We start from the raw sequence: 19042 nt of genomic DNA on the forward strand, positions 1-19042 counted from the left end.
GATGCCATGCGACATGCCGAAACTAGAAAAGGGGAGCGGCAATGGGCACAAGTCTTTCAAAACTCACAGAAAAGCCTAACATCTGGCCCTGGCTTCTCCTGGCGCCGCTGGGCATCTATATGCTCATCTTCTTCGTGGTTCCGCTCGCCGACGTGGCGATCATGAGCTTTACGGAGCCGCGCCCCACGCTCGCCAACTATACGAAGGTGTTGACCGGAGCGCTTTACCAGCGTGTCTTCCTGAACACCTTTCTGACGGCAGCTTTCGTCACTGCATGCTGCCTTCTGGTGGGATATCCGCTCGCCTACCTGATGGCCCATTCCAAGCCTCGCACCGCGATGCTGATCCTGCTTCTGGTGACCATGAGTTTCTGGACCAGCTTCCTGGTGCGCACCTATTCCTGGATGGTGTTGCTCGGCAATAACGGGCCGTTGATCGCCTTCCTGCAGATGATCGGCATCGAGAGCCCGCCACAGCTTCTCTTCACGCGCTTCTCCTCCACGCTCGCGATGATCCATATCCTGGCGCCCTACATGATCATGAACATCTATTCGGTGATGAAAAAGATCGATCCGGCGCTCATTCGTTCGGCCGAAAGTCTCGGCGCCAAGGGCTTTTCCCTGTTCCGGCACGTCTACCTGCCGCTTACGGCGCCGGGCATTGCAAACGGCTCAGTGCTTGTCTTCGTCATCTGCCTCGGCTTTTACGTGACGCCGGTTCTGCTCGGCAGCCCGCGCGAGCAGATGATCGCCGGCCTGATTGGGCACCAGATCGAAGAGTTCCTCGCCTTCGGCCTCGGTTCGGCCATGGCCATGGTGCTGCTCGCGGTCACCCTCGTTATCCTCACCATCTATCACCGCCGCTTCGGCCTCGACAAACTCTGGGGGTGATCGTCCATGAACACATTCATGCGCTGGGCCGGCTTTCTTGTCGTTCTTTTCATCGCTGCACCGCTCGTCATCGTCGTGCCGATGTCGTTCTCCGACGCCCGATCGCTACAGTTTCCGCCACCAGGCTATTGGCTCGGCTATTACCGGGCCTACTTCACGGACATGAGCTGGCTGATCCCCACCTGGAACAGCATCCTGATCGCCACGGCGACGATGATCCTCACCATGCTTCTGGTGGTGCCGGCCACCTTTGCCCTGGTACGGCACCGCTTCCGCGGCAAAGGTTTCGCCGACCTCATGATGCTGATGCCGCTTGCCGTGCCGCACATCGTAATGGCGGTGGGCTACTATTCCTATTTCGGTCAGCTACGGCTCGTGCACACCCATTTCGGTGTCATCCTGGCCCATACCTGCCTGTCGGTCCCGATCGCGTTCCTGGTGTTGTCGGCCAATCTGAAGGGCTTCGACAGGAACCTTGAGCGGGCGGCTCAAAGCCTCGGCGCCAACCCGGCAAGAACCTTCATCCATGTGACGCTGCCGATCCTGAGGCCGGGCCTCATCATCAGTGCGCTCTTTGCCTTCGTCCAATCCTTCGACGAAACCGTGGTGGCGATCTTCATCTCCGGCCGCGGCGCGGAGACCCTGCCACGCAAGATGTTCGACAGCATCCGCCAGGAAGCCGATCCGGTGATCGCGGTCATCTCCACGCTTCTGTTCGCCATAGTCCTCGTCGGCATCGTGGCTCCCTATTTCATCAGCGCGCTGCGCAGCCGCGCTCCGAAGCCGAGCAAACCCGTCGGCGCACAGTGATTTCCAAGGAATTCCCATGACCAGTTATCTGCAGCTCTCCAGCATCACCAAGACCTACGGGCATTTCACGGCGCTCAGCGACGTCAATCTTTCGGTCGAAAAAGGAGAGTTCGTGACCTTCCTGGGCCCAAGCGGCTCAGGCAAGACGACGACACTGATGATCATCGCCGGATTCGAAAAGGCAACGTCCGGACTTGTTCAGGTGGGCGGCCAGTCGATCACGCAGCTTGCACCGCATGAGCGCAACATCGGCATCGTCTTCCAGAACTACGCGCTCTTTCCGCACAAGACGGCGGTGGAGAACGTTTATTTTCCGCTACAGATGCGCGGGGTCAGCCGCAGCCAGGGGCTGAAAAAGGCGGAGGACATGCTCTCGCTCGTCGGCCTGAAGGGTTTCGGCCACCGTCATCCGAAGGAGCTGTCAGGCGGCCAGCAGCAGCGTGTGGCGCTGGCGCGTGCACTGGTGTTCGAGCCGTCGCTGCTCCTCCTCGATGAGCCGCTAGGCGCGCTCGACAAGAATTTGCGCGAGCAGATGCAGATCGAGATCAAGCGCATCCAGCGCAGCCTTGGGGTCACGACGATCTTCGTGACCCACGACCAGTCGGAAGCCATGTCCATGTCCGACCGCATCGTCGTCTTCGAAAAGGGACGCATCGAGCAGGCTGCAGCGCCACTCGACATCTATCATCGCCCGCAAACCTCATTCGTCGCCGCATTCATCGGCGAGAGCAATCTCATTCCCGCAACGGTGACGAATGCGAGCGCCAGGATAGCCGAGAACCCGGTACTCGATTCCTTCGACTATGCGGGCACGGAGGTCCTCTCCGATGGCCAGCCGGTGACGCTGCTGATCCGTCCCGAACATATCAAGCTTTCCCGCAGTCCAATCGAAGGCCGCAAGAACGTGCGCATGACGGTCGAGACGATCGTCAACTACGGCGACAATGCACTCGTTATCGGCCGGGCAGGGGATCTCACCATGCGGGTACGTGTGCTCGGCGCCGATGTCGTCATCATCAAGGAAGGCGAGGAATGCTGCATAAGCTGGACGCCAGATTCCGTATTCGTCATCACGAAGTAATCAGGTGATCTATCTCATGACGCAAGATTTCTCCTCCATCATCCACCGCTTCGGCATCGGCAAGCGCGGCAGCCTCGCCGTCGTTCACCAGGGTACCGGTTATTTCGCCTGCACGCCGCAAGCGCCTTATGACGGATCGCTTAGTGCGGCCGAACAGACCCGTCAGTTGCTCGCCAAGGCGGAAGGGCGGCTGGCCGAGATCGGCTCGGCCAAGCAGGGCGTGATCTTCTGTGCCATCATGCTCGCCAACATGGACGACTATGCCGCCATGAACGAGGTCTGGGACGAATGGGTCACCGACGTCGCCCCGCCGGCGCGCGCCTGTTTCGAGGCGCGACTCGCAAGCCCCGACATGAAAGTCGAGATGATCATGGTCGCAGCGACCAGGGCAGCATAGGGAGGTCGTCCGCTGCGGATGTCATGGCCTCCGGACCAAGGTTGATCAGGCCATCACGGCTTCTATGAGGAACGGTCCCTTGCATCCGAGCGCCCTCTCATAGAGCTTCACGAACTCTTCCGTCGTCGTGGCGCGCCCGGATTCGACGCCGAGCCCTTTGGCGAGCGAGCACCAATCAAGCTTAGGCTGGTCGAGATCGAGCATTTTGCGAGCGTTCACGCCGTAGGAATTGACCCCGACATTCACCATCTCGCCCTGCAGAATGCGGTAGGCGCTATTGGCGAAGACGATGGTGACGACGTCGAGCTGTTCGCGCGCCTGCGTCCACAATCCCTGCACCGTATACATGCCGCTGCCATCTGCCTGCATGGCGATCACCTTGCGATCCGAGGCGCCGATCGCAGCGCCGGTCGCCAGCGGAATGCCGATGCCGATGGAACCGCCGGTGATCGGCAGATGGTCATGCGGATGAAGGCAAGGCGCTAGGGCATTGTGCTGGCCGATCGAGGTCAGCGCTTCGTCTATGACGATCGCGTTTTCGGGCAGATGGCGGGCGATGGCCAGGCTGATTGCATCGGGCGTCAAGGCGCCTCTGCGAACCTGGATGTCGTTCTGCCGGAACGGATTTTCTACGAACGCGGCATTCGGCGCGATGCCGAGTTCATCGGCCAACTGCTCCAGCACTTCGGCAAGATCGTGTTCATGTCCGGCCAGTTGGATAACATCGCAGCCGGGAGGCAGCGTGGTGCTCGGCTTTCCCGGATAGGCGAAGAATGTCACCGGCCGCGAGGCGCCAATGCAGATTGCCACCTCGAAATCCTTCAGCGCCTCGATTGCCAGCTCGATATTGTAGGGCACCGGTCTGACAAGGGCACGACCTGCCCCGCGCGCGCTTCTCGCGGAGGAGGTGGAGAAGAGAGCCGCACCGGTCGCGGCGGCGATCCGGCCGGCGGTATTCACCGGCTTTTCCCGCATGGCCTGGCCTGCAAGGAGGATGACGACACGTTTGCCGCTGCGAAGTGCATCGGCGGAAGCCTTGAGCGCTTCGGGATCGATAGAGGAAGGGGAGGGAACCACGACGGGCGAAAGCTGCACGGGCGAAACCTCGCCCCAGGCGGCATCCGCGGGCAGGATCATGGAGGAGACGCCCCGCCGGGCAATGGAGGCCGTGAAACCCTCCTCCGTGCAACGGCGGATGTCCTGGGCGCCGGCGGCGCGCCCGACCCAATGCGACATCGGTCGTGCGAGGCTCTCGATATCACTCGTCAGTGGCGCGTCATATTGCAGGTGATAGGAGGCATGATCGCCAACGACATTGAGGATCGGCGTGCGGGCGCGGCGGGCATTGTGAAGGTTTGCCAACCCGTTTGCGAGACCTGGGCCAAGGTGCAGCAAGGTAGCAGCCGGCTTGTCCGCCATGCGGGCATAGCCATCCGCCGCACCGGTCACTACACCTTCGGAAAGTCCGAGCACGCAGCGCATGGCGGGCTTCCTGTCGAGCGCGGCGACGAAGTGCATCTCCGATGTACCCGGATTGGCAAAGCAGACATCGACGCCATTCACCAAAAGGACATCACAAAGCATATCGGCGCCGTTCATGGACATTTCCTCTTCTAGGGGAGTGGCGAAGCGAACCGGGTTCGGTCCATTTTCGGAGAGCAAGGATCAGGCCGCTGCGGACGCGGTATCCGAGAAGGCGGCCTCGATCGAGGCCTCTAGGATATCCAGCCCTTCCTCCAAGACCTCCCATTCAATGGTGAGAGGTGCCAGCAAGCGGATCACATTGAGGCGCGTTCCGCAAGACAGAAGAATGAGGCCCCGCGCTTCCGCCTCCGCGACGATGCGGGTGGTGATAGCCGGTGCTGCAGCCTTGGAGACGCGATCCTCGACCAACTCGAAGGCGACCATGGCGCCTGGGCCGCGGACATCGCCGATCCGCTCCATTCCCTGGCGCGCGGCGATGGACGTGAGGCGATCGTTGATCCTGCGGCCGATCTCGGCTGCACGCTCGCAGAGCCTCTCTTCTTCGATGACGTCGAGCACGGCGTTGGCGGCGGCAACGGCGAGCGGATTGCCCGCATAGGTGCCCCCGAGCCCGCCCGGATGCGCCGCGTTCATGATCTCCGCTCTGCCGGTGACGGCCGAAAGCGGAAACCCGCCGGCCAACCCCTTGGCCATGGTGACGAGGTCCGGCTTCACGCCCGCATGCTCGAAGCCGAACATTTTGCCGGTGCGGGCCATGCCGGCCTGAACCTCGTCGGCGATCAGCACGATGCCGTGCCGGTCGGCGATCTCGCGCAGGCGGACCAGGAATTCCTTCGGCGCGACGTTGAAGCCGCCTTCACCCTGGACGGGCTCGACGATGAAGGCCGCGATCCGCTGAGGGTCGACGTCAGCTGCGAACAACCACTCAAGTCCGGCGACTGCTTCATCGGTCGAGACGCCGAGATAGGGATTGGGGAAGGGCGCGTGGAAGACCTCGGCCGGGAAGGGGCCGAAGTTCTTCTTGTAGGGCATGACCTTGCCGGTGAGCGCCATGCCGAGCAGCGTGCGGCCGTGGAAGGCGCCGGAAAAGGCGACCACGCCGGAGCGGCCAGTATAGGCGCGGGCGATCTTGATGGCGTTCTCGACGGCCTCGGCACCGGTCGTCACCAGCATGGTACGGTTTTCCGCACCGGTCGGAGCGATCCCGTTCAGCCGCTCCGCAAGCCGGATATAGCCCTCATAGGGCGCCACGTGGAAGCAGGTATGGGTGAAATGCTCGGCCTGCTCTGCGACCGCGCCCATGACCTTCGGATGGCGATGACCGGTGTTATTGACGGCGATGCCAGCCGCGAAGTCGATAAAGCGGCGCCCCTCCACATCCCATAGCTCGGCATTCAGCGCCTTCTCCGCAAAGATGGAGCGGGTGCCGACCCCGCCCGCAACTGCGGATTTCTGGCGTGTTTGAAGATCTGCTGAGGCGGTCATGACAATCTCCCCTGTTGTCGATGACTCAGCTATAATGCTGCTCATTATATTGAGCAATAGATGCCGTCCAGAATCATAAATAAGGTGGCGAGCAGGCCGAAATGACGATGGTGCGACGGTCGGAAAGATTGCGGAAGCGGTGAGGCACGCGGCTGTCGAAGAGATAGGCTTCGCCCGCCTTCAGCACCCGGACCTCATCACCCACGGTTACCTCCAGCTCGCCTTCGACGACAAAGCCGCCTTCGGAAGACGCATGCTGAAGAAGCGTATCGCCCGTATCGGCATTGGCCTCGTAGATCTCGTGTAAAATCTGAAGGTTATGGGCTCGAGCATCACCGATTTGTCGAAAAATCAGCGTGCCGTCGCTGTCCGAGATCGGGGAGGCTGCTATCTTGGAGGTGAGGTCGACCAGTTCATGAGCGGAGAAGAACGGGCCTTTCGGCGGGCTTCTTTCCGGCTCGAAGAAATCGCCCATGCCGACCCCGAGGCCGTTCAGGATTTTCCTCAAGGTGGCGACCGAAGGGCTGACCTTGTTGGTCTCGACGTTCGATATCTGAGCATGCGGCACGCCTGCGCGCTCGGCCAGCTGGCGCTGCGAAAGGCCCGCCGCGACGCGCATGGCGTTCAGGCGGGCGCCGATGTCGAATTTCTGGTCCATTTCACATCTTTCCACTCGCTGTCGGCAGGTTATGACGTGGAACGATGGATTGTTCAACTGGATGATATTTTGAGCATAACTATTAAGAAACGAGATCCATTCATCGGTTACCGCAGATCTGACACGGTTTCCGCTGCCACCGGGGCAGGTGAAGGCTCGGCGGGCAAGGGCGCTGGGCCTACGAGCGGGAAGTAGGCAGCTACTGCCAGCTTGCTGCCCTCGACCGAGAAATGCTCGGCGTCCTCGTACAGATACTGGCCTTTTTCGCGATACGGGCATTCCACGCCGGAGCAAAGTGAAGGCAACGGATCGATGAATGCAGCCGCGCCAGCATAGTGCTTGATTTCAGCGTTGATGGCCGGGTCGAAGAAGATCTTCCATTTGTCCACGGCGTCCGGCTCGCGGCTTCCCTTAGCATAGGCGATCACCTGCACGCTGGTGGAAAACTGCGGCGACTGGCCGATGACGTAAACCTTCGTACCAAGCGGCTTAAGTTGTGCGAGCGTGCTTTCGAGCTGGTCCAACCCGCGCAATTGCAGGTCCGTCCAACGGGCGCTGAGGATCACCGTGTCGATGTTCAGATCCTTGATGATCTTCAAAGCATTGGCATTAAACTCGGTGCAGCGCGGCCGGGCATAGGAATAGTAGGAAATGATCGGCGGGCAGCCCGCGGCCGTGTACTGGAGGATCTTCATCGGGATCCGTGCGGAATTGGCTGCGATCCCCGGAACGTATTGAGCGGCAAAGGAGTCGCCCCACAGAAGTGCCACCGGCCCGTCACTTTGCGTGATCGCGCAGTCGTCGGCACTCCATTTGCGATAGTCCGGGTCGTTGGACAGGAAGCACTTGCCCTGGTTCCATTGCTCGTGGCCGGCAATCTTCTGCTCGGTAAAGTCTGGAGTGCGCCCGGGAAAGCCTCCGGAAGCGATGCCGACAGCGCCGGCCGCCGCGAAAACAACGATCGCAGCCACGCCGCCTGCCAGAAGCCGCGGCTGCGTGATCGCCGGGTTGGGTGTGCGGAACGGCTGTTCGACAAAGCGCCATGACAGGTAGGCCAGGATGAAGCTGGCGGCGACGATGGCGAATGCCTGGATTGTGGTCGGGTGGTCGAGGGTCTGGTAGCGGAAAAAGGAAACGATTGGCCAGTGAACCAGATACAGGGAATAGGAGATCAGGCCGATCCCGACCATCGGAGGCAGCGACAGGATCGATGTCGCCAGGGGCCGGGCAGGCGATTTGCCGACATAGATCAAAAGCACGCTGCCGAGGCATGGATAAAGCGCGTTCAAGCCCGGAAACGGCGTGGCCTCATCGAACGTGAAGACCGCAAAGGCGATCAGGCCAAGACCGAGAAACCCGATCGCCTCGGCAAGCCAGCGGGACCTCACCATGGGTATCATGCCCAGGGCGAGCGCTGCTCCGAGCAACAGCTCCCAGGCCCGGGTCGGCAGGACGTAGAAATTGGCGGTCGGAGCGGTGGTGGTCGCATAGACGCTCAGCACGAAGCTGACGAGAATCACAGGCAGCAAGGTCAGCAGCCATCGCTTTCCGAAAAAGCGATAGATGATGAACGTCGCGATCGGCATGAATATATAGTATTGCTCTTCAACTGAGAGCGACCACGTATGCAGCAACGGACTGAATACTGAATCGGCGGCAAAATATCCGGACGCCTTCCAGAAATACATGTTGGACATAAAGATCGATGTCGCAAGCAGACTCTTTGAGAAATCAAGAAAGTACGAGGGGATAAACAAAAGATAGGCGATGACGCATGTGATGGCGACGGTGACGAAGAGAGCCGGAAAAATGCGCCGGACGCGCTTGGCGTAAAAGCGCAAGATCGAGAATTTTCCATTCTCGAGATCATTGAGCAGGCTCAAGGCAATCACGTAGCCGGAGATAACGAAGAAGACGTCGACACCGACGAAGCCACCCGAGAAACCAGAAACACCGGAATGAAAAAGCAGGACCGGAAGAATGGCGACGGCTCTCAGGCCATCCACGTCGGGGCGATACCTCATGTACACCTCACTGTCTGAACATAAACCTAGAACCGTGAATTCGTGACGACGCAGGAGAGGCGCAGCCTCTCAATTCATAGGCATGCTTGTGCTGGAGGCCACCGCAATGCGGGAGAATGGCCTCACAGACAGATGAGGTGAAGCACTCTGGATCAAACGAGTGCTCGCCTTTCGGGCTAGCGACAACCGGTCAGCCCAAACGCATGTAACGGCAGAAATGTCACGAGAACAAGAAGGTTGTCATCTTAGGTTGGAAATTTGCCCTGCGCTGTCACGGATTCACTCGGCATCACATGGAACGATCACTGCCACTTTGTGAGTCAGCTTCCGCCTTTGCGGATTACAATGGGTTGGCTTCCGCCGATTTGCCGACCAGCCATCGGGACGCCATCGCTGGAGCTTGTTCATGAAACTTTGGGCGCTATTTAGCTGGCATGACAGAGAATCCTTCAATCCCAGAAGAGAAACTTCGCCCGATGGATGAGAGGCGGCGCCGCTTCGAGCGGACCCACGAAGTCGCCATATCGATAATCGACGAGGAAACCGAACGGCGGCGCGCAAAGACGGAGAAGCTGAAAGCAATGAGGCTGGCCCGCGCGAGGTAGTTTAACACGCAGGTTTGGAATGCTAGGTCCGATCTGCCGGGACGTAGCAGCATTCAAAGGTACGAGTGAAGTCACCGTAAGAGCGTGGCCAACTCGCACAGGTCGTTTCGGATCGCGGTCGCGGCTACGCCTGCTTGTCCCATGGCATGACCGATCTGGTCGAGTCCCACGACGACGTCGCCGGCAGCGTACAATCCAGGCACCGTAGAGCGCTGGTGGGCATCGACTATGACGCAGCCGTCACCAGATCGCCTCGCTCCCAGGCCCTTCACCAACTCCGAGCGAACATCGGAACCGAGCGCCGGATATACAGATGCGAAGCAGAGCTTCATCCCACCTAGATCGGTGCTGATCGTTTCCTCCTGGAGTTCGAGCTTGGCCACAGGGCCAGACACCGTGCGTACGTCGCACTCGGCAAGATGCCGCTCCTGCTTCGGAGATAGCTCATGCGAGCCTTCCGGTGAGATCAGCGTAACGTCGCGGGTGTAGCTGCGTAGGAACAGCGCTTCCTTGTAGCCTTTCGTCCCGGTGCCGATCACCCCGATTGCCCGATCGGTCACCTCGAATCCATCGCAGACGGGGCAGTAGCGGATCAGACCCCGTGCCACAGCTTCGTCGTGCTGCGCCTGAGGCATTTGCGGCCGGCGGTTGATTACGCCAGTTGCCAGCAGGACGGACCGTGCGCTGACCGCGCCGCCGTCATGATGTGCGGTGAACACGGCGCCGCTCTTCTCAAGAGCTGAAACTTTCCAGCGGTGGATGGCAACTCCATAGTGGATGGTCTGCTTCCGCATCCGGTCGAGAAGGTCCTTGCCGCTGATCCCGTCCGGAAATCCTGCATGATTGTGGGAGACAGGAATAACCGCCGCGCGGCTCGTGTTGTCATCGAACACCGTGACTGACAGATGATAGCGGGCGAGGTAGATCGCCGCAGTCAGTCCAGCCGGTCCGCCACCGATCACGATGCAGTCTGCCACCTCATCTGCCATGCCTTAGCCGCTGCCTCCTCTCCTGAGGTCGTCCTTTTCGGGCAGGTCACGTTCCGTCTGGTGATCAGGAATCTTCAGTGCGAGGTCCTGCATCATCGACTGATAGTCGGGGTCGCGGACGTGTTGTTCGTGGTCGTTGCACATGGGGATAAAGTAGGGCGGGTGCAGGCCGCGGAAAGCAGTGTTGCCGGACGTCAGGGCAGGCGACCTCGATGTTCAGTTCACAGAGCGCCCGCATGGGAGTATATGTGTCTCATTGCGGCTTCCTTGCGAGTGACAACCATTGGTACCATTCGCAAGTCGCACTTCATCCTTGAACCCACCTGGCTAGTTCCGATGTCAAAGCTGGTTAGAGGTGCGGCGCCGCCAGCCAGCTAGAAACGCGACACTGGCTCTGCCGATCAGCGCCCGAGCATGCGGCTGGTCGGGGTTGCAAGCGTGGTCGGGCGCGAGTGGGACGCGCCCCTTGGGCTTTAGCTTTGAGACTATGTTCACACCCGTTCATTCCGCCGCTTCCATCCTCGCCAGCGCCTTCTGCCTTTTGGCAATCACCTCTGGATCATTCATGAAATCCTTCCGCCGACCGGGCTTGCGACCGCGCTTCTGATAGCCATTGCTCTTACTGCCATCCGGTATCCCAAACATATGATCCGTCTGGCCAGTGCGGCGAGGGCCGCTCTTGCTACGTTGCTGTTGGCGTCCGGCCTGCATCTCGGCGACGATCGACAGCACGTCGTCCAAACGCTTGTTCTCAACGACTTCGGATCGATGCACCGATCGCAACTTGTCGAAGGTTCTATAGGGCAGGGCAAAGCTCTCGTGCATGATCTCCAGACGGCCATCCGGATAGTCGCAAACGACGACCTTCTTACCCGCCATGGATCTGGAAGATCAGTCGGATCGAGAATGAACAGCACCTTGTCATAGCGCAGCGTCAGGGCTTGCGACAGCGTGCGGACTTCCTTGCGGCACATGGCGCCGTCAAGGTTCTCATGATCGGCCAGTGGCCGGTGCATATCTTTCGGATTGCGTGGCGGTTTACCGAACCGGGAATTGAAATCCGCAATAAATTCTGACGCATAGATATTGGCTGCCTCGATAGTATCTATGCCGCGAAGCCGTAATTCCTTCACGAGGCGATCCTGCAGCGTCTGATTGGCGCACTCCACCAGGCTGAAGGTCGTCATCCTTGCTCCCAACGTTGGCATTGACCAGAACGTCGAGAGGCGAGGGTGTCGCATCTCTAACTGGCCCAACTGTCGCATTACTAAATAGCCTCTACATCCAAAAATCACATAAGATAGCTTATGGAACTATAAATTATATAATGCAGCTCAAAGGCTTATGAAGCACCGCTTATCCAAAATGGAATGTTGGATGTCACTGAATCCTGCCACTTTGAGTGCACTCGTGTCTTTGCGCGCCGTCTTTGACAACTGTCCAAAACGACGCCGCGCAGGGATACGATTTGGATCCTCAGGGGACCGGCTGGAGGTTTGCAAACGCCTCGGCGATCCGCTGCGGAGCTTTGGGGCGTGCATACATTCGCTCAAGATACGCCTTAAGATTCGGGAAGCCGTCGATCAGCCCGTTTTCGTCGCCCCAATCCAGAACATAGGCGGTAACACAATCGGCGACCGTGATCTTGTCCCCGACGATAAATTCACGCCCGTCCATGTGGCGCTCAAGCACAGCCGCCATCTCCAAAAATTCCTCTTTGGCGAGAGCGATGTCTTCCGGCAGCCGCTTGTCCTCGGGATACAGGAAGCCATGCTTGGCCATCCGCCATAGCGGCTGCTCGAGCTCGGTGACCCCAAACAGCGACCAGCGATAGACTAGCGCCCTCTCCTTCAGGTCGGCAGGCATCAGACCTTTGTCGCCATACTTCTCGGCCAGATACATGACGATCGCAGCGGATTCGGTGAGGACGAAGTCGCCGTCGACCAGAACCGGAAGCTTCCCGGCGGGATTAATGCGCAGGAAGTCGGGATGCCGGTTCTCGCCAGCCATTATATTGACCGGCACGAACTCGAACTCCGCATCAAGCTCCTGAAGAGCCCAACGTGCACGAAGCGAGCGCGTCGGGCCCAGCCCGTAAAGTTTCATCATTTCGGCCTCCTAATTCTTCACGGTCATTGAAATCGTGTAGCGACTCCAAGGACGCCTGTCGGCGCCCCGTGCCGACAGGCGAATAAAAAAAATCGTAACTGGATCCTGCACTACATACGCCGCCGTCCCGTAGGGGCTCAACTTCTGGCGCTGAAGGATAGCAAGATCAGCGAGAAGCGTGCCCACTTCGATCCCTAGGACATCCGCAGGGAGTTGGAGGCTGGCCATCGATCACAAAACAGCGTGGCATTCGGCCGCGCGACATCGGACAGGGTTGGCTGGGATCCAGCCGCCTCTATTTCTGGGACAGCGCCGCCGAATTTCGTCAGAGACACTGCCCCCGGCAGTACTGCGGTGGTTAGAGCCAATGTCGTTTCAAGGAGCCGTCATGACCTTCATGGGCCTCGAAGCAGAGATGCTTGCGCGAATCCAGTTCGCGTTCACCGTCTCGTTCCATTTCATCTTCCCAGCCTTCTCGATCGGGACGGCGAGTTATCTGGCAGTTCTGAACGCACTCTGGCTCTGGAAGCGCGATGAAGCCTACCTCAGGCTCTTCGAATACTGGAAGACGATCTTCGCCGTTACCTTCGCCATGGGCGTGGTCTCCGGCATCGTCATGAGCTACCAGTTTGGCACAAACTGGTCCGCCTTCTCCGACAAGGCTGGTCCAGTCATCGGGCCGCTGATGGGCTACGAGGTCCTGACCGCCTTTTTTCTGGAAGCTGGTTTCCTCGGCATCGCCCTGTTCGGCCGCAAGCGAGTCGGCGATGTTGCCCATATGGTCGCCGTCGCTATGGTGGCCATAGGAACTCTAATCTCGGCCACATGGATCACCTCAGCCAATAGCTGGATGCACACTCCTGCCGGGTTCAGCATCGACGCCAATGGCGTCTTCATCCCGGAAGATTGGTGGCAAATCATCTTCAATCCCTCCTTCCCGTACCGGATGACCCATACTGTGCTGGCAGCCTTCCTGACTACCGCCTTCGCAGTCGGTGCGGTGGGCGCATGGCATCTCCTCAGGGATCGCGAGAATCGCCAGGCTCGGATCATGTTCTCGATGGCGATGTGGATGGCAGCCATTGTCACGCCGATCCAGATACTCGCCGGCGACCTGCATGGCTTGAATACGTTGGAGCACCAGCCCGCCAAGATCGCCGCCATGGAGGGCCACTACGAGACTCATAAAGATGGTGCTCCGCTAATCTTGTTCGGCATCCCCGACGACGAAGCCGAAACCACCCACTACTCCCTCGAAGTCCCGAAGCTTGGCTCGCTGATCCTGAAGCACGAGTTTGATGGGGAGATCAAAGGGCTGAAGGAATGGCCGCGTGACCAGCGTCCTCCCGCGCTCATGCCCTTCATCACGTTCAGGATCATGGTAGGCATCGGGTTCCTGATGCTCGGCATCGGCGTTTGGTCGCTCTGGGCCCGTTGGAAGGGGCAACTATACGACACGCCGTGGCTTCACCGTATGGCGGTCGCCATGGGAGGTTCGGGCTTCGTCGCCGTCCTCGCCGGCTGGTACACGACTGAAGTCGGACGACAGCCATGGACCGTCTACGGCCACCTGCGAACAGCCGAGAGCCTGTCGCCTGTCTCGGCCCCAGCCGTAGGCGCGTCGCTTCTAACCTTCATCCTCGTCTACTTCATCGTGTTCGGCGCAGGCGTCTACTACCTCCTGAAGCTGATGCGCAGGTCGCCGACTCCGCTTGAAGACCACGAGTTGGAGGCAGGTCCAATCCGCACTGCGGGCATCACTCCGGGACCTGCCCAGGATCATCCGTAAGGAGGACATTATGGACATTGATCTCTCGTTCATCTGGGCCGGCATCATCGCCTTCGCGGTACTGGCGTATGTCGTGCTGGACGGCTTCGACCTCGGCATCGGCATCGTCTTTCCCTTCTTCCGCAACCGTCGGGATCGGGACGTCATGACCAACACGATCGCGCCCGTCTGGGATGGCAACGAGACGTGGCTGGTACTCGGCGGTGGAGGATTGATGGCGGTCTTTCCGCTCGCCTACGCAATTATCCTTCCGGCCCTCTACATGCCGATCATCCTGATGCTTATCAGCCTGATTTTCCGGGGCGTGGCATTCGAGTTCCGCTGGCGAACCCATCACGAGTCCCACCTGTGGGACTTTGGTTTCTGGATAGGTTCAAGCGTCGCGGCTCTGATGCAGGGTATCGCCCTTGGCGCTCTTGTACAGGGAATCACCGTGAGCGGCAGGCAGTATGCGGGAGGATGGTGGGATTGGTTGACCCCCTTCTCGGTGTTGACCGGCGTCGCGGTTCTTGTCGGTTACGCGCTCCTTGGCGTTACCTGGCTCAATCTCAAGACCAGCGGAGACATCCAAGCTCGATCTGCCAAGCTTGCTAGGCCTCTGAGTCTCCTGCTTCTCGCGCTCATCGGCATCGTATCGCTGTGGACGCCGTTCATCAACGAGATGTACTTCGAGCGCTGGTTCCGCTGGCCCACCGCCTTCTTTTCGTCCTTCGTTCCGCTGCTGCTGGCGGTCTGCGCCATTGCGCTCTGGCATGGGCTCACCCACGACAAGCACCTACAGCCTTTCCTGGCGGCGCTCGGCTTATTCGTATTGAGCTTCACAGGACTTGGGATCAGCTTCTATCCATATATGATCCCCGGCGTTCTAACGATCAAGGATGCCGCAGCGCCGGAAAGCTCTCTCAAGTTCCTATTGGTTGGCGCTGCAGTGCTCGTGCCGACGATCCTGGCCTATACGGGTTACGCCTACTGGGTGTTCAGAGGCAAGGTTGATCATGGAGAGGGCTATCATTGATGAATACCAGCTTCCGCAAGACAGCGTGGTTCATTGGACTGTGGTTGGCTGGCGTTGGTACGGTCACAGCGGTCGGCCTGGTCATTCGAGCCTTTTTGCAATGATGTTCTGCCAATCCTTCCACGCTCTTCCTCACGACGCTTGTCGGCCACGGCTGTGCCGACAGCAGACCTCGACGAGCGGCACATTTCCTGCCGTGCGCTGATGAGGGCGTACTTGTTCGGCATTCACCTGAAGGGGTGATTGGCGCCAAGAATCCCGCACGCTTTTCGTCAAGACTGTGAAGACGAAACCCGCATCGATGCGATTCACGACTCTCCGAAGTTTCACCAGGCTTGGCGAACTGTCCTCCAGCGGAATGGTCGTCCGCGCGCTACCGCTCCGTTATAAGGTTTTGGCAGAGACTTATAACCACGAGGTGAGGTGAGTAGGAGATAGCTTCTTACGTCGACGATGCACTGCGAAAACGCGGTGGCGGAATTTGCCGCCCAGAGAGCCGCTGCACTCGGACGCGCTGGACCGTGTGAAGGCCGACAAAGACCTAACGCAAGCCGCCTTGCTCTTTGAAGCTCTCACGGAGAGGCGCCACAATGACGAGTTGGCGATGCCTGGGAAGAAGCCTGGGAGCGCGGGACGCGTGGAAGGAGGGCATCGTTAGCGGCTTGTCGAGACTGCCCATGAACGGTGTCAAAGCACTCGAACGCGCACTCGGCCCCGATGTCGTAAGGTGCCTGCTGAAAAGGTGACCCCGTTGACACTGGGGTATTCGTTCACCGCAGGCCAGGACAAAGCCACCCACGCGCCTAGGGGCACTGCCGCGAAGTTTTTAGTTGGATGGAAGTGGATGTTCCCGGTCATCGGCCATGACCGACGACCTTTTCCACAGCCCGGACGTCGCGCACTTGAGCGCCTCGTTCTGGCGAGGCATTTCCATCGTGTCTATAGAACCTCCTCGTTCCGAAGCGAGTTGCCTTTGCGGCGCAGATGGGAGCCCTTCCGTGCCCCGCTGCTAGTGGTCGTCGAGGGAGCCCTGAGCGTAGAAATGCTGGCGGATTGTCTTGGTGTACGAGGCGAACTGCGTCGATGCCATGACGCTCAGGTCCCGCGGCCTCGGCAGATCGATGTCGTAGATCGCTGCGATGGAGCCGGGTCGCTCGCTCATGACGACCACCCGGTCCGATAGGTACACGGCTTCGGGTATGCTATGCGTGATCAGCAGAACCGTCTTTCTCGATTCGAGCCAGATCCGCTGCAGCTCCACGTTCATCTTCTCGCGCGTCATCGCGTCCAGCGCGCCGAAAGGCTCGTCCATGAGGAGCACCTGCGGGTCATGGAGCAGCGCACGGCAGATCGATGCGCGCTGCTGCATGCCGCCGGAAAGCTGCCACGGATACTTCTTCTCGAAGCCCTGCAGGCCAGCCATCGCGATCAGGGCTTCGGCGCGTGAACGCGCCTCCGCCTTGTTCATGTTGCGCATCTCCGCCTGGAGGAGGATGTTGTCGATGATGTTCCGCCAGGCCAGAAGCACCGAGCTTTGGAACACGATGCCGACATCGGTCTGAGGACCCGAAATCTTCTTTCCAGCGAGCAGAAGCTCGCCGTCAGAAATTGGCGCAAGTCCCGCGACCAGCTTAAGGAGCGTGCTCTTGCCGCAGCCCGACGGGCCTACGACCGACACGAACTCCCCTTCCCTGATCGAGAGATCGATGGGTTTGAGAGCCTCGAAGGAGCCGAATTTCTTCGTGACCCCGTTCAACTGGATGAGGGTCGATCTGTCCACTTGCTTCGGGAACCTATTTGTCATCATTTCCTCGGATGCGCGGAGCGATCTCATGCCGACACCTCACGGAAGGAAGGCATCGGTGTAGTACTTGCCGACAGCTTTGTCTGATGCCTGGAGTGTACCGACCGCGATCATCGTTGCGATGGTCTCTTCGACCTGCGCATTCGTAACGCGCAACGGCCGCAGGTTCTCAGTCCCCTTGGCCTTGAAGAGCGGGATGGCGGTCTGTAACCCAGTCATCAGGCTCTCCGGCGTGCCGGAATTCGGATACGCCTTGTGGACTGCGTCAACGGCTTCCTGTGGATGCTCGGACGCATATTCGAACGACTTCGTAGCCGCACGCATGAACTTCCTAAGGAGCTCGGGGGTTTCCTCGACGGTCTCGGTGTTCACGATGAACGATGATCCGATGCTGTTGACGCCGAAGTCCGCGAACAGCATGTTCGTGACCGGCTTGCCGGTGGCCGCTTCGATCTGCGTGCCCTGGTCGGTCGCGAAGCCGAGAAGGGCATCGGCCTGGCCGGTAATGACGGAGTTGACCTTGGTCTTGGCATCACCGTTGACCGTCTTGAAATCACCCGCCTTGAGATTGTTCTTCTCAAGGAAAAGAGGCCAGGATTGGGACGGAGAGTCCCCGGCTGTCATGGCGATCGTGAGCCCCTTCACCTTCTCCGGAGTATCGATGCCTTTCTCCTTGAGGCTGATGACGGCGAACGGGCTGCGCTGAAGCGCCGAGCCGATGGAGATGACCGGGGCGCCTTTGACTGCAAGCGCCATCATAGTCGTCAGGTCGGCGAAGCCCATGGTGACGTTGCCGGCCGCGACTGCCTGAACTGTGGGGCCGGAGCCGCGGCCTTCCTGGATCTCAAGGTCGACGCCCTCCTCCTTGAAGAACCCTTTCTCCTTGCCGAGAATGATTGGCGAATGCAGGCCCGTGACATACCAGTTGAGCATCAACGTGACCTTCTCGGCCTCCTGCGCAACGGCCAGATTCGGTTGTGACAAGGTACTGGCGACGGCGACGGCTGCGCCGAGAAACAGGGCAGAAATTTTCATCAGACTTTCCTCCTCCTTGATGAATTCTTCTAATGCGCGCCGGCGGTGGCCAAGCGGTTGGAAATGTGCCACGGCAGCATCAGCTTCTCGGCGATGTCGATAATCACGAAGAGCAGCACGCCCATGAGCGACAGGATGATCAGCGCGGAGAACATCAGAGGCAGATCGAAGTTGCCGTTCGCCCGCTGAAGCACGTAGCCGATCCCTGAATTCGAGCCCACGAACTCGCCGACGACTGCTCCGACGACTGCGAGCGTGATGGAGACCTTCATGCTCGCGAAGATCGCCGGCAGCGCGTTCGGCAAGCTGATCTTGTAGAACATCTTCAGCTTGGTGCTGCCCATGGACTTGGCCAAATCGATCATGTCGGATTCCAGCGACTTGAAGCCGAGCACGGTGGATACTACGATCGGGAAGAAGCCGAGCAGGAATGCCACGATGACCTTCGGGAAGAGGCCAAAGCCGAACCAGACAACGAATAGGGGTGCGATCGCGACCTTCGGAATGCTCTGCGAGAAGACGAGCAGGGGATAGACATAGCTCTCGATCGTCCTGGAATAGGCAATGAGCATTGCGAGCGGCACACCGATCACCACGGAGAGCAGAAAGCCTCCGATCGTCGCCTGCAGCGTGGGAATGGTCTCTGCCAGCAGCATGGGCCATTGCGCATACATCTGTACCGCGACATCGATCGGCGCCGGAATGAGATAGGCGGGGATGTCGAATAGACGAATGGCAAGATCCCAGACGAGGACCAGAAAGAGGACCAGCAGCACCGGTCTCACGATCGGAGAGTTGATCGAACGCATCAGCGTGGCCTCCGGATTTCCGTTTGGTGGGTACGACGCATCACGCATTCTCCTCCT

Annotated in this window: 15 protein-coding genes and 2 pseudogenes; 7 read left to right on the forward strand and 10 right to left on the reverse strand. The window is 59.5% G+C overall.

Translation table 11 applies throughout. From position 1 onward, the window contains the following. Nucleotides 1-41: 41 nt before the first annotated feature. Genes ACE04I_RS18470 through ACE04I_RS18485 form a run of 4 tightly spaced genes read left to right on the forward strand, consistent with a single transcriptional unit; the run spans nucleotide 42 to nucleotide 3178 of the window. The gene (locus ACE04I_RS18470; protein WP_487207447.1) at nucleotides 42-890 is read left to right on the forward strand and encodes an ABC transporter permease; all 849 of its coding nucleotides are present in this window, start codon (nucleotides 42-44) and stop codon (nucleotides 888-890) included. 6 nt (nucleotides 891-896) lie between these two features. Continuing rightward, nucleotides 897-1700 (forward strand): ABC transporter permease, encoded by an 804-nt coding sequence (locus tag ACE04I_RS18475; protein WP_487207448.1) that lies wholly within the window; start codon nucleotides 897-899, stop codon nucleotides 1698-1700. A gap of 16 nt (nucleotides 1701-1716) precedes the next feature. Continuing rightward, the gene (locus ACE04I_RS18480; protein ID WP_046793458.1) at nucleotides 1717-2781 is read left to right on the forward strand and encodes an ABC transporter ATP-binding protein; all 1065 of its coding nucleotides are present in this window, start codon (nucleotides 1717-1719) and stop codon (nucleotides 2779-2781) included. A gap of 16 nt (nucleotides 2782-2797) precedes the next feature. Continuing rightward, nucleotides 2798-3178, forward strand: a complete 381-nt coding sequence (locus ACE04I_RS18485) for a RidA family protein (RefSeq protein WP_046793718.1) — start codon at nucleotides 2798-2800, stop codon at nucleotides 3176-3178. Nucleotides 3179-3223: 45 nt separating this feature from the next. Here ACE04I_RS18485 and ACE04I_RS18490 read toward each other — a convergent pair whose 3' ends face one another. The 7 genes and pseudogenes from ACE04I_RS18490 to ACE04I_RS18520 all read right to left on the reverse strand — a co-directional run bounded on the left by ACE04I_RS18490 (nucleotide 3224) and on the right by ACE04I_RS18520 (nucleotide 12533). After that, entirely contained in the window at nucleotides 3224-4777 is a 1554-nt protein-coding gene (locus ACE04I_RS18490; RefSeq protein WP_487207449.1) for an acetolactate synthase large subunit, read from the reverse strand. A gap of 66 nt (nucleotides 4778-4843) precedes the next feature. Further along, nucleotides 4844-6148, reverse strand: coding sequence for a 4-aminobutyrate--2-oxoglutarate transaminase (gabT, locus tag ACE04I_RS18495; RefSeq protein ID WP_487207450.1), 1305 nt, complete (start codon nucleotides 6146-6148; stop codon nucleotides 4844-4846). Nucleotides 6149-6221: 73 nt separating this feature from the next. Beyond that, nucleotides 6222-6806: a cupin domain-containing protein gene (locus ACE04I_RS18500; RefSeq protein WP_487207451.1), complete on the reverse strand. Its 585-nt coding sequence runs from the start codon at nucleotides 6804-6806 to the stop codon at nucleotides 6222-6224. Nucleotides 6807-6913: 107 nt separating this feature from the next. Further along, nucleotides 6914-8830, reverse strand: a complete 1917-nt coding sequence (locus tag ACE04I_RS18505) for an acyltransferase family protein (protein ID WP_487207452.1) — start codon at nucleotides 8828-8830, stop codon at nucleotides 6914-6916. A 676-nt stretch (nucleotides 8831-9506) separates the two neighbouring features. Next, entirely contained in the window at nucleotides 9507-10424 is a 918-nt protein-coding gene (locus tag ACE04I_RS18510; RefSeq protein WP_046793461.1) for an NAD(P)/FAD-dependent oxidoreductase, read from the reverse strand. Between the two features lie 501 nt (nucleotides 10425-10925). Continuing rightward, nucleotides 10926-11593, reverse strand: a pseudogene (locus ACE04I_RS18515) (ISNCY family transposase); the annotation flags it as partial. 307 nt (nucleotides 11594-11900) lie between these two features. Next, nucleotides 11901-12533, reverse strand: a complete 633-nt coding sequence (locus ACE04I_RS18520; protein ID WP_082118272.1) for a glutathione S-transferase family protein — start codon at nucleotides 12531-12533, stop codon at nucleotides 11901-11903. 388 nt (nucleotides 12534-12921) lie between these two features. Here ACE04I_RS18520 and ACE04I_RS18525 point away from each other — a divergent pair, with 388 nt between their 5' ends. The 3 genes and pseudogenes from ACE04I_RS18525 to ACE04I_RS18535 all read left to right on the forward strand — a co-directional run. Then, on the forward strand, nucleotides 12922-14322 hold the full coding sequence (locus ACE04I_RS18525; RefSeq protein WP_280950043.1) for a cytochrome ubiquinol oxidase subunit I: 1401 nt from the start codon (nucleotides 12922-12924) through the stop codon (nucleotides 14320-14322). A gap of 10 nt (nucleotides 14323-14332) precedes the next feature. Then, entirely contained in the window at nucleotides 14333-15337 is a 1005-nt protein-coding gene (cydB, locus tag ACE04I_RS18530) for a cytochrome d ubiquinol oxidase subunit II (protein WP_046793464.1), read from the forward strand. Nucleotides 15338-15842: 505 nt separating this feature from the next. Next, nucleotides 15843-16083 (forward strand): annotated as a pseudogene (locus tag ACE04I_RS18535) (GSU2403 family nucleotidyltransferase fold protein); the annotation flags it as partial. A 263-nt stretch (nucleotides 16084-16346) separates the two neighbouring features. On the opposite strand, the gene ACE04I_RS18540 reads toward ACE04I_RS18535, so the two are convergent. The 3 genes from ACE04I_RS18540 to ACE04I_RS18550 all read right to left on the reverse strand — a co-directional run bounded on the left by ACE04I_RS18540 (nucleotide 16347) and on the right by ACE04I_RS18550 (nucleotide 18985). Next, nucleotides 16347-17117: an ABC transporter ATP-binding protein gene (locus ACE04I_RS18540; RefSeq protein WP_046793721.1), complete on the reverse strand. Its 771-nt coding sequence runs from the start codon at nucleotides 17115-17117 to the stop codon at nucleotides 16347-16349. Between the two features lie 63 nt (nucleotides 17118-17180). After that, complete coding sequence (locus tag ACE04I_RS18545; RefSeq protein ID WP_487207453.1) at nucleotides 17181-18176, reverse strand: ABC transporter substrate-binding protein; 996 nt, start codon at nucleotides 18174-18176, stop codon at nucleotides 17181-17183. 29 nt (nucleotides 18177-18205) lie between these two features. Continuing rightward, nucleotides 18206-18985, reverse strand: a complete 780-nt coding sequence (locus tag ACE04I_RS18550) for an ABC transporter permease (protein WP_046793466.1) — start codon at nucleotides 18983-18985, stop codon at nucleotides 18206-18208. Nucleotides 18986-19042 lie beyond the last annotated feature (57 nt).

It is taken from the genome of Rhizobium moroccans (genome assembly GCF_057559155.1).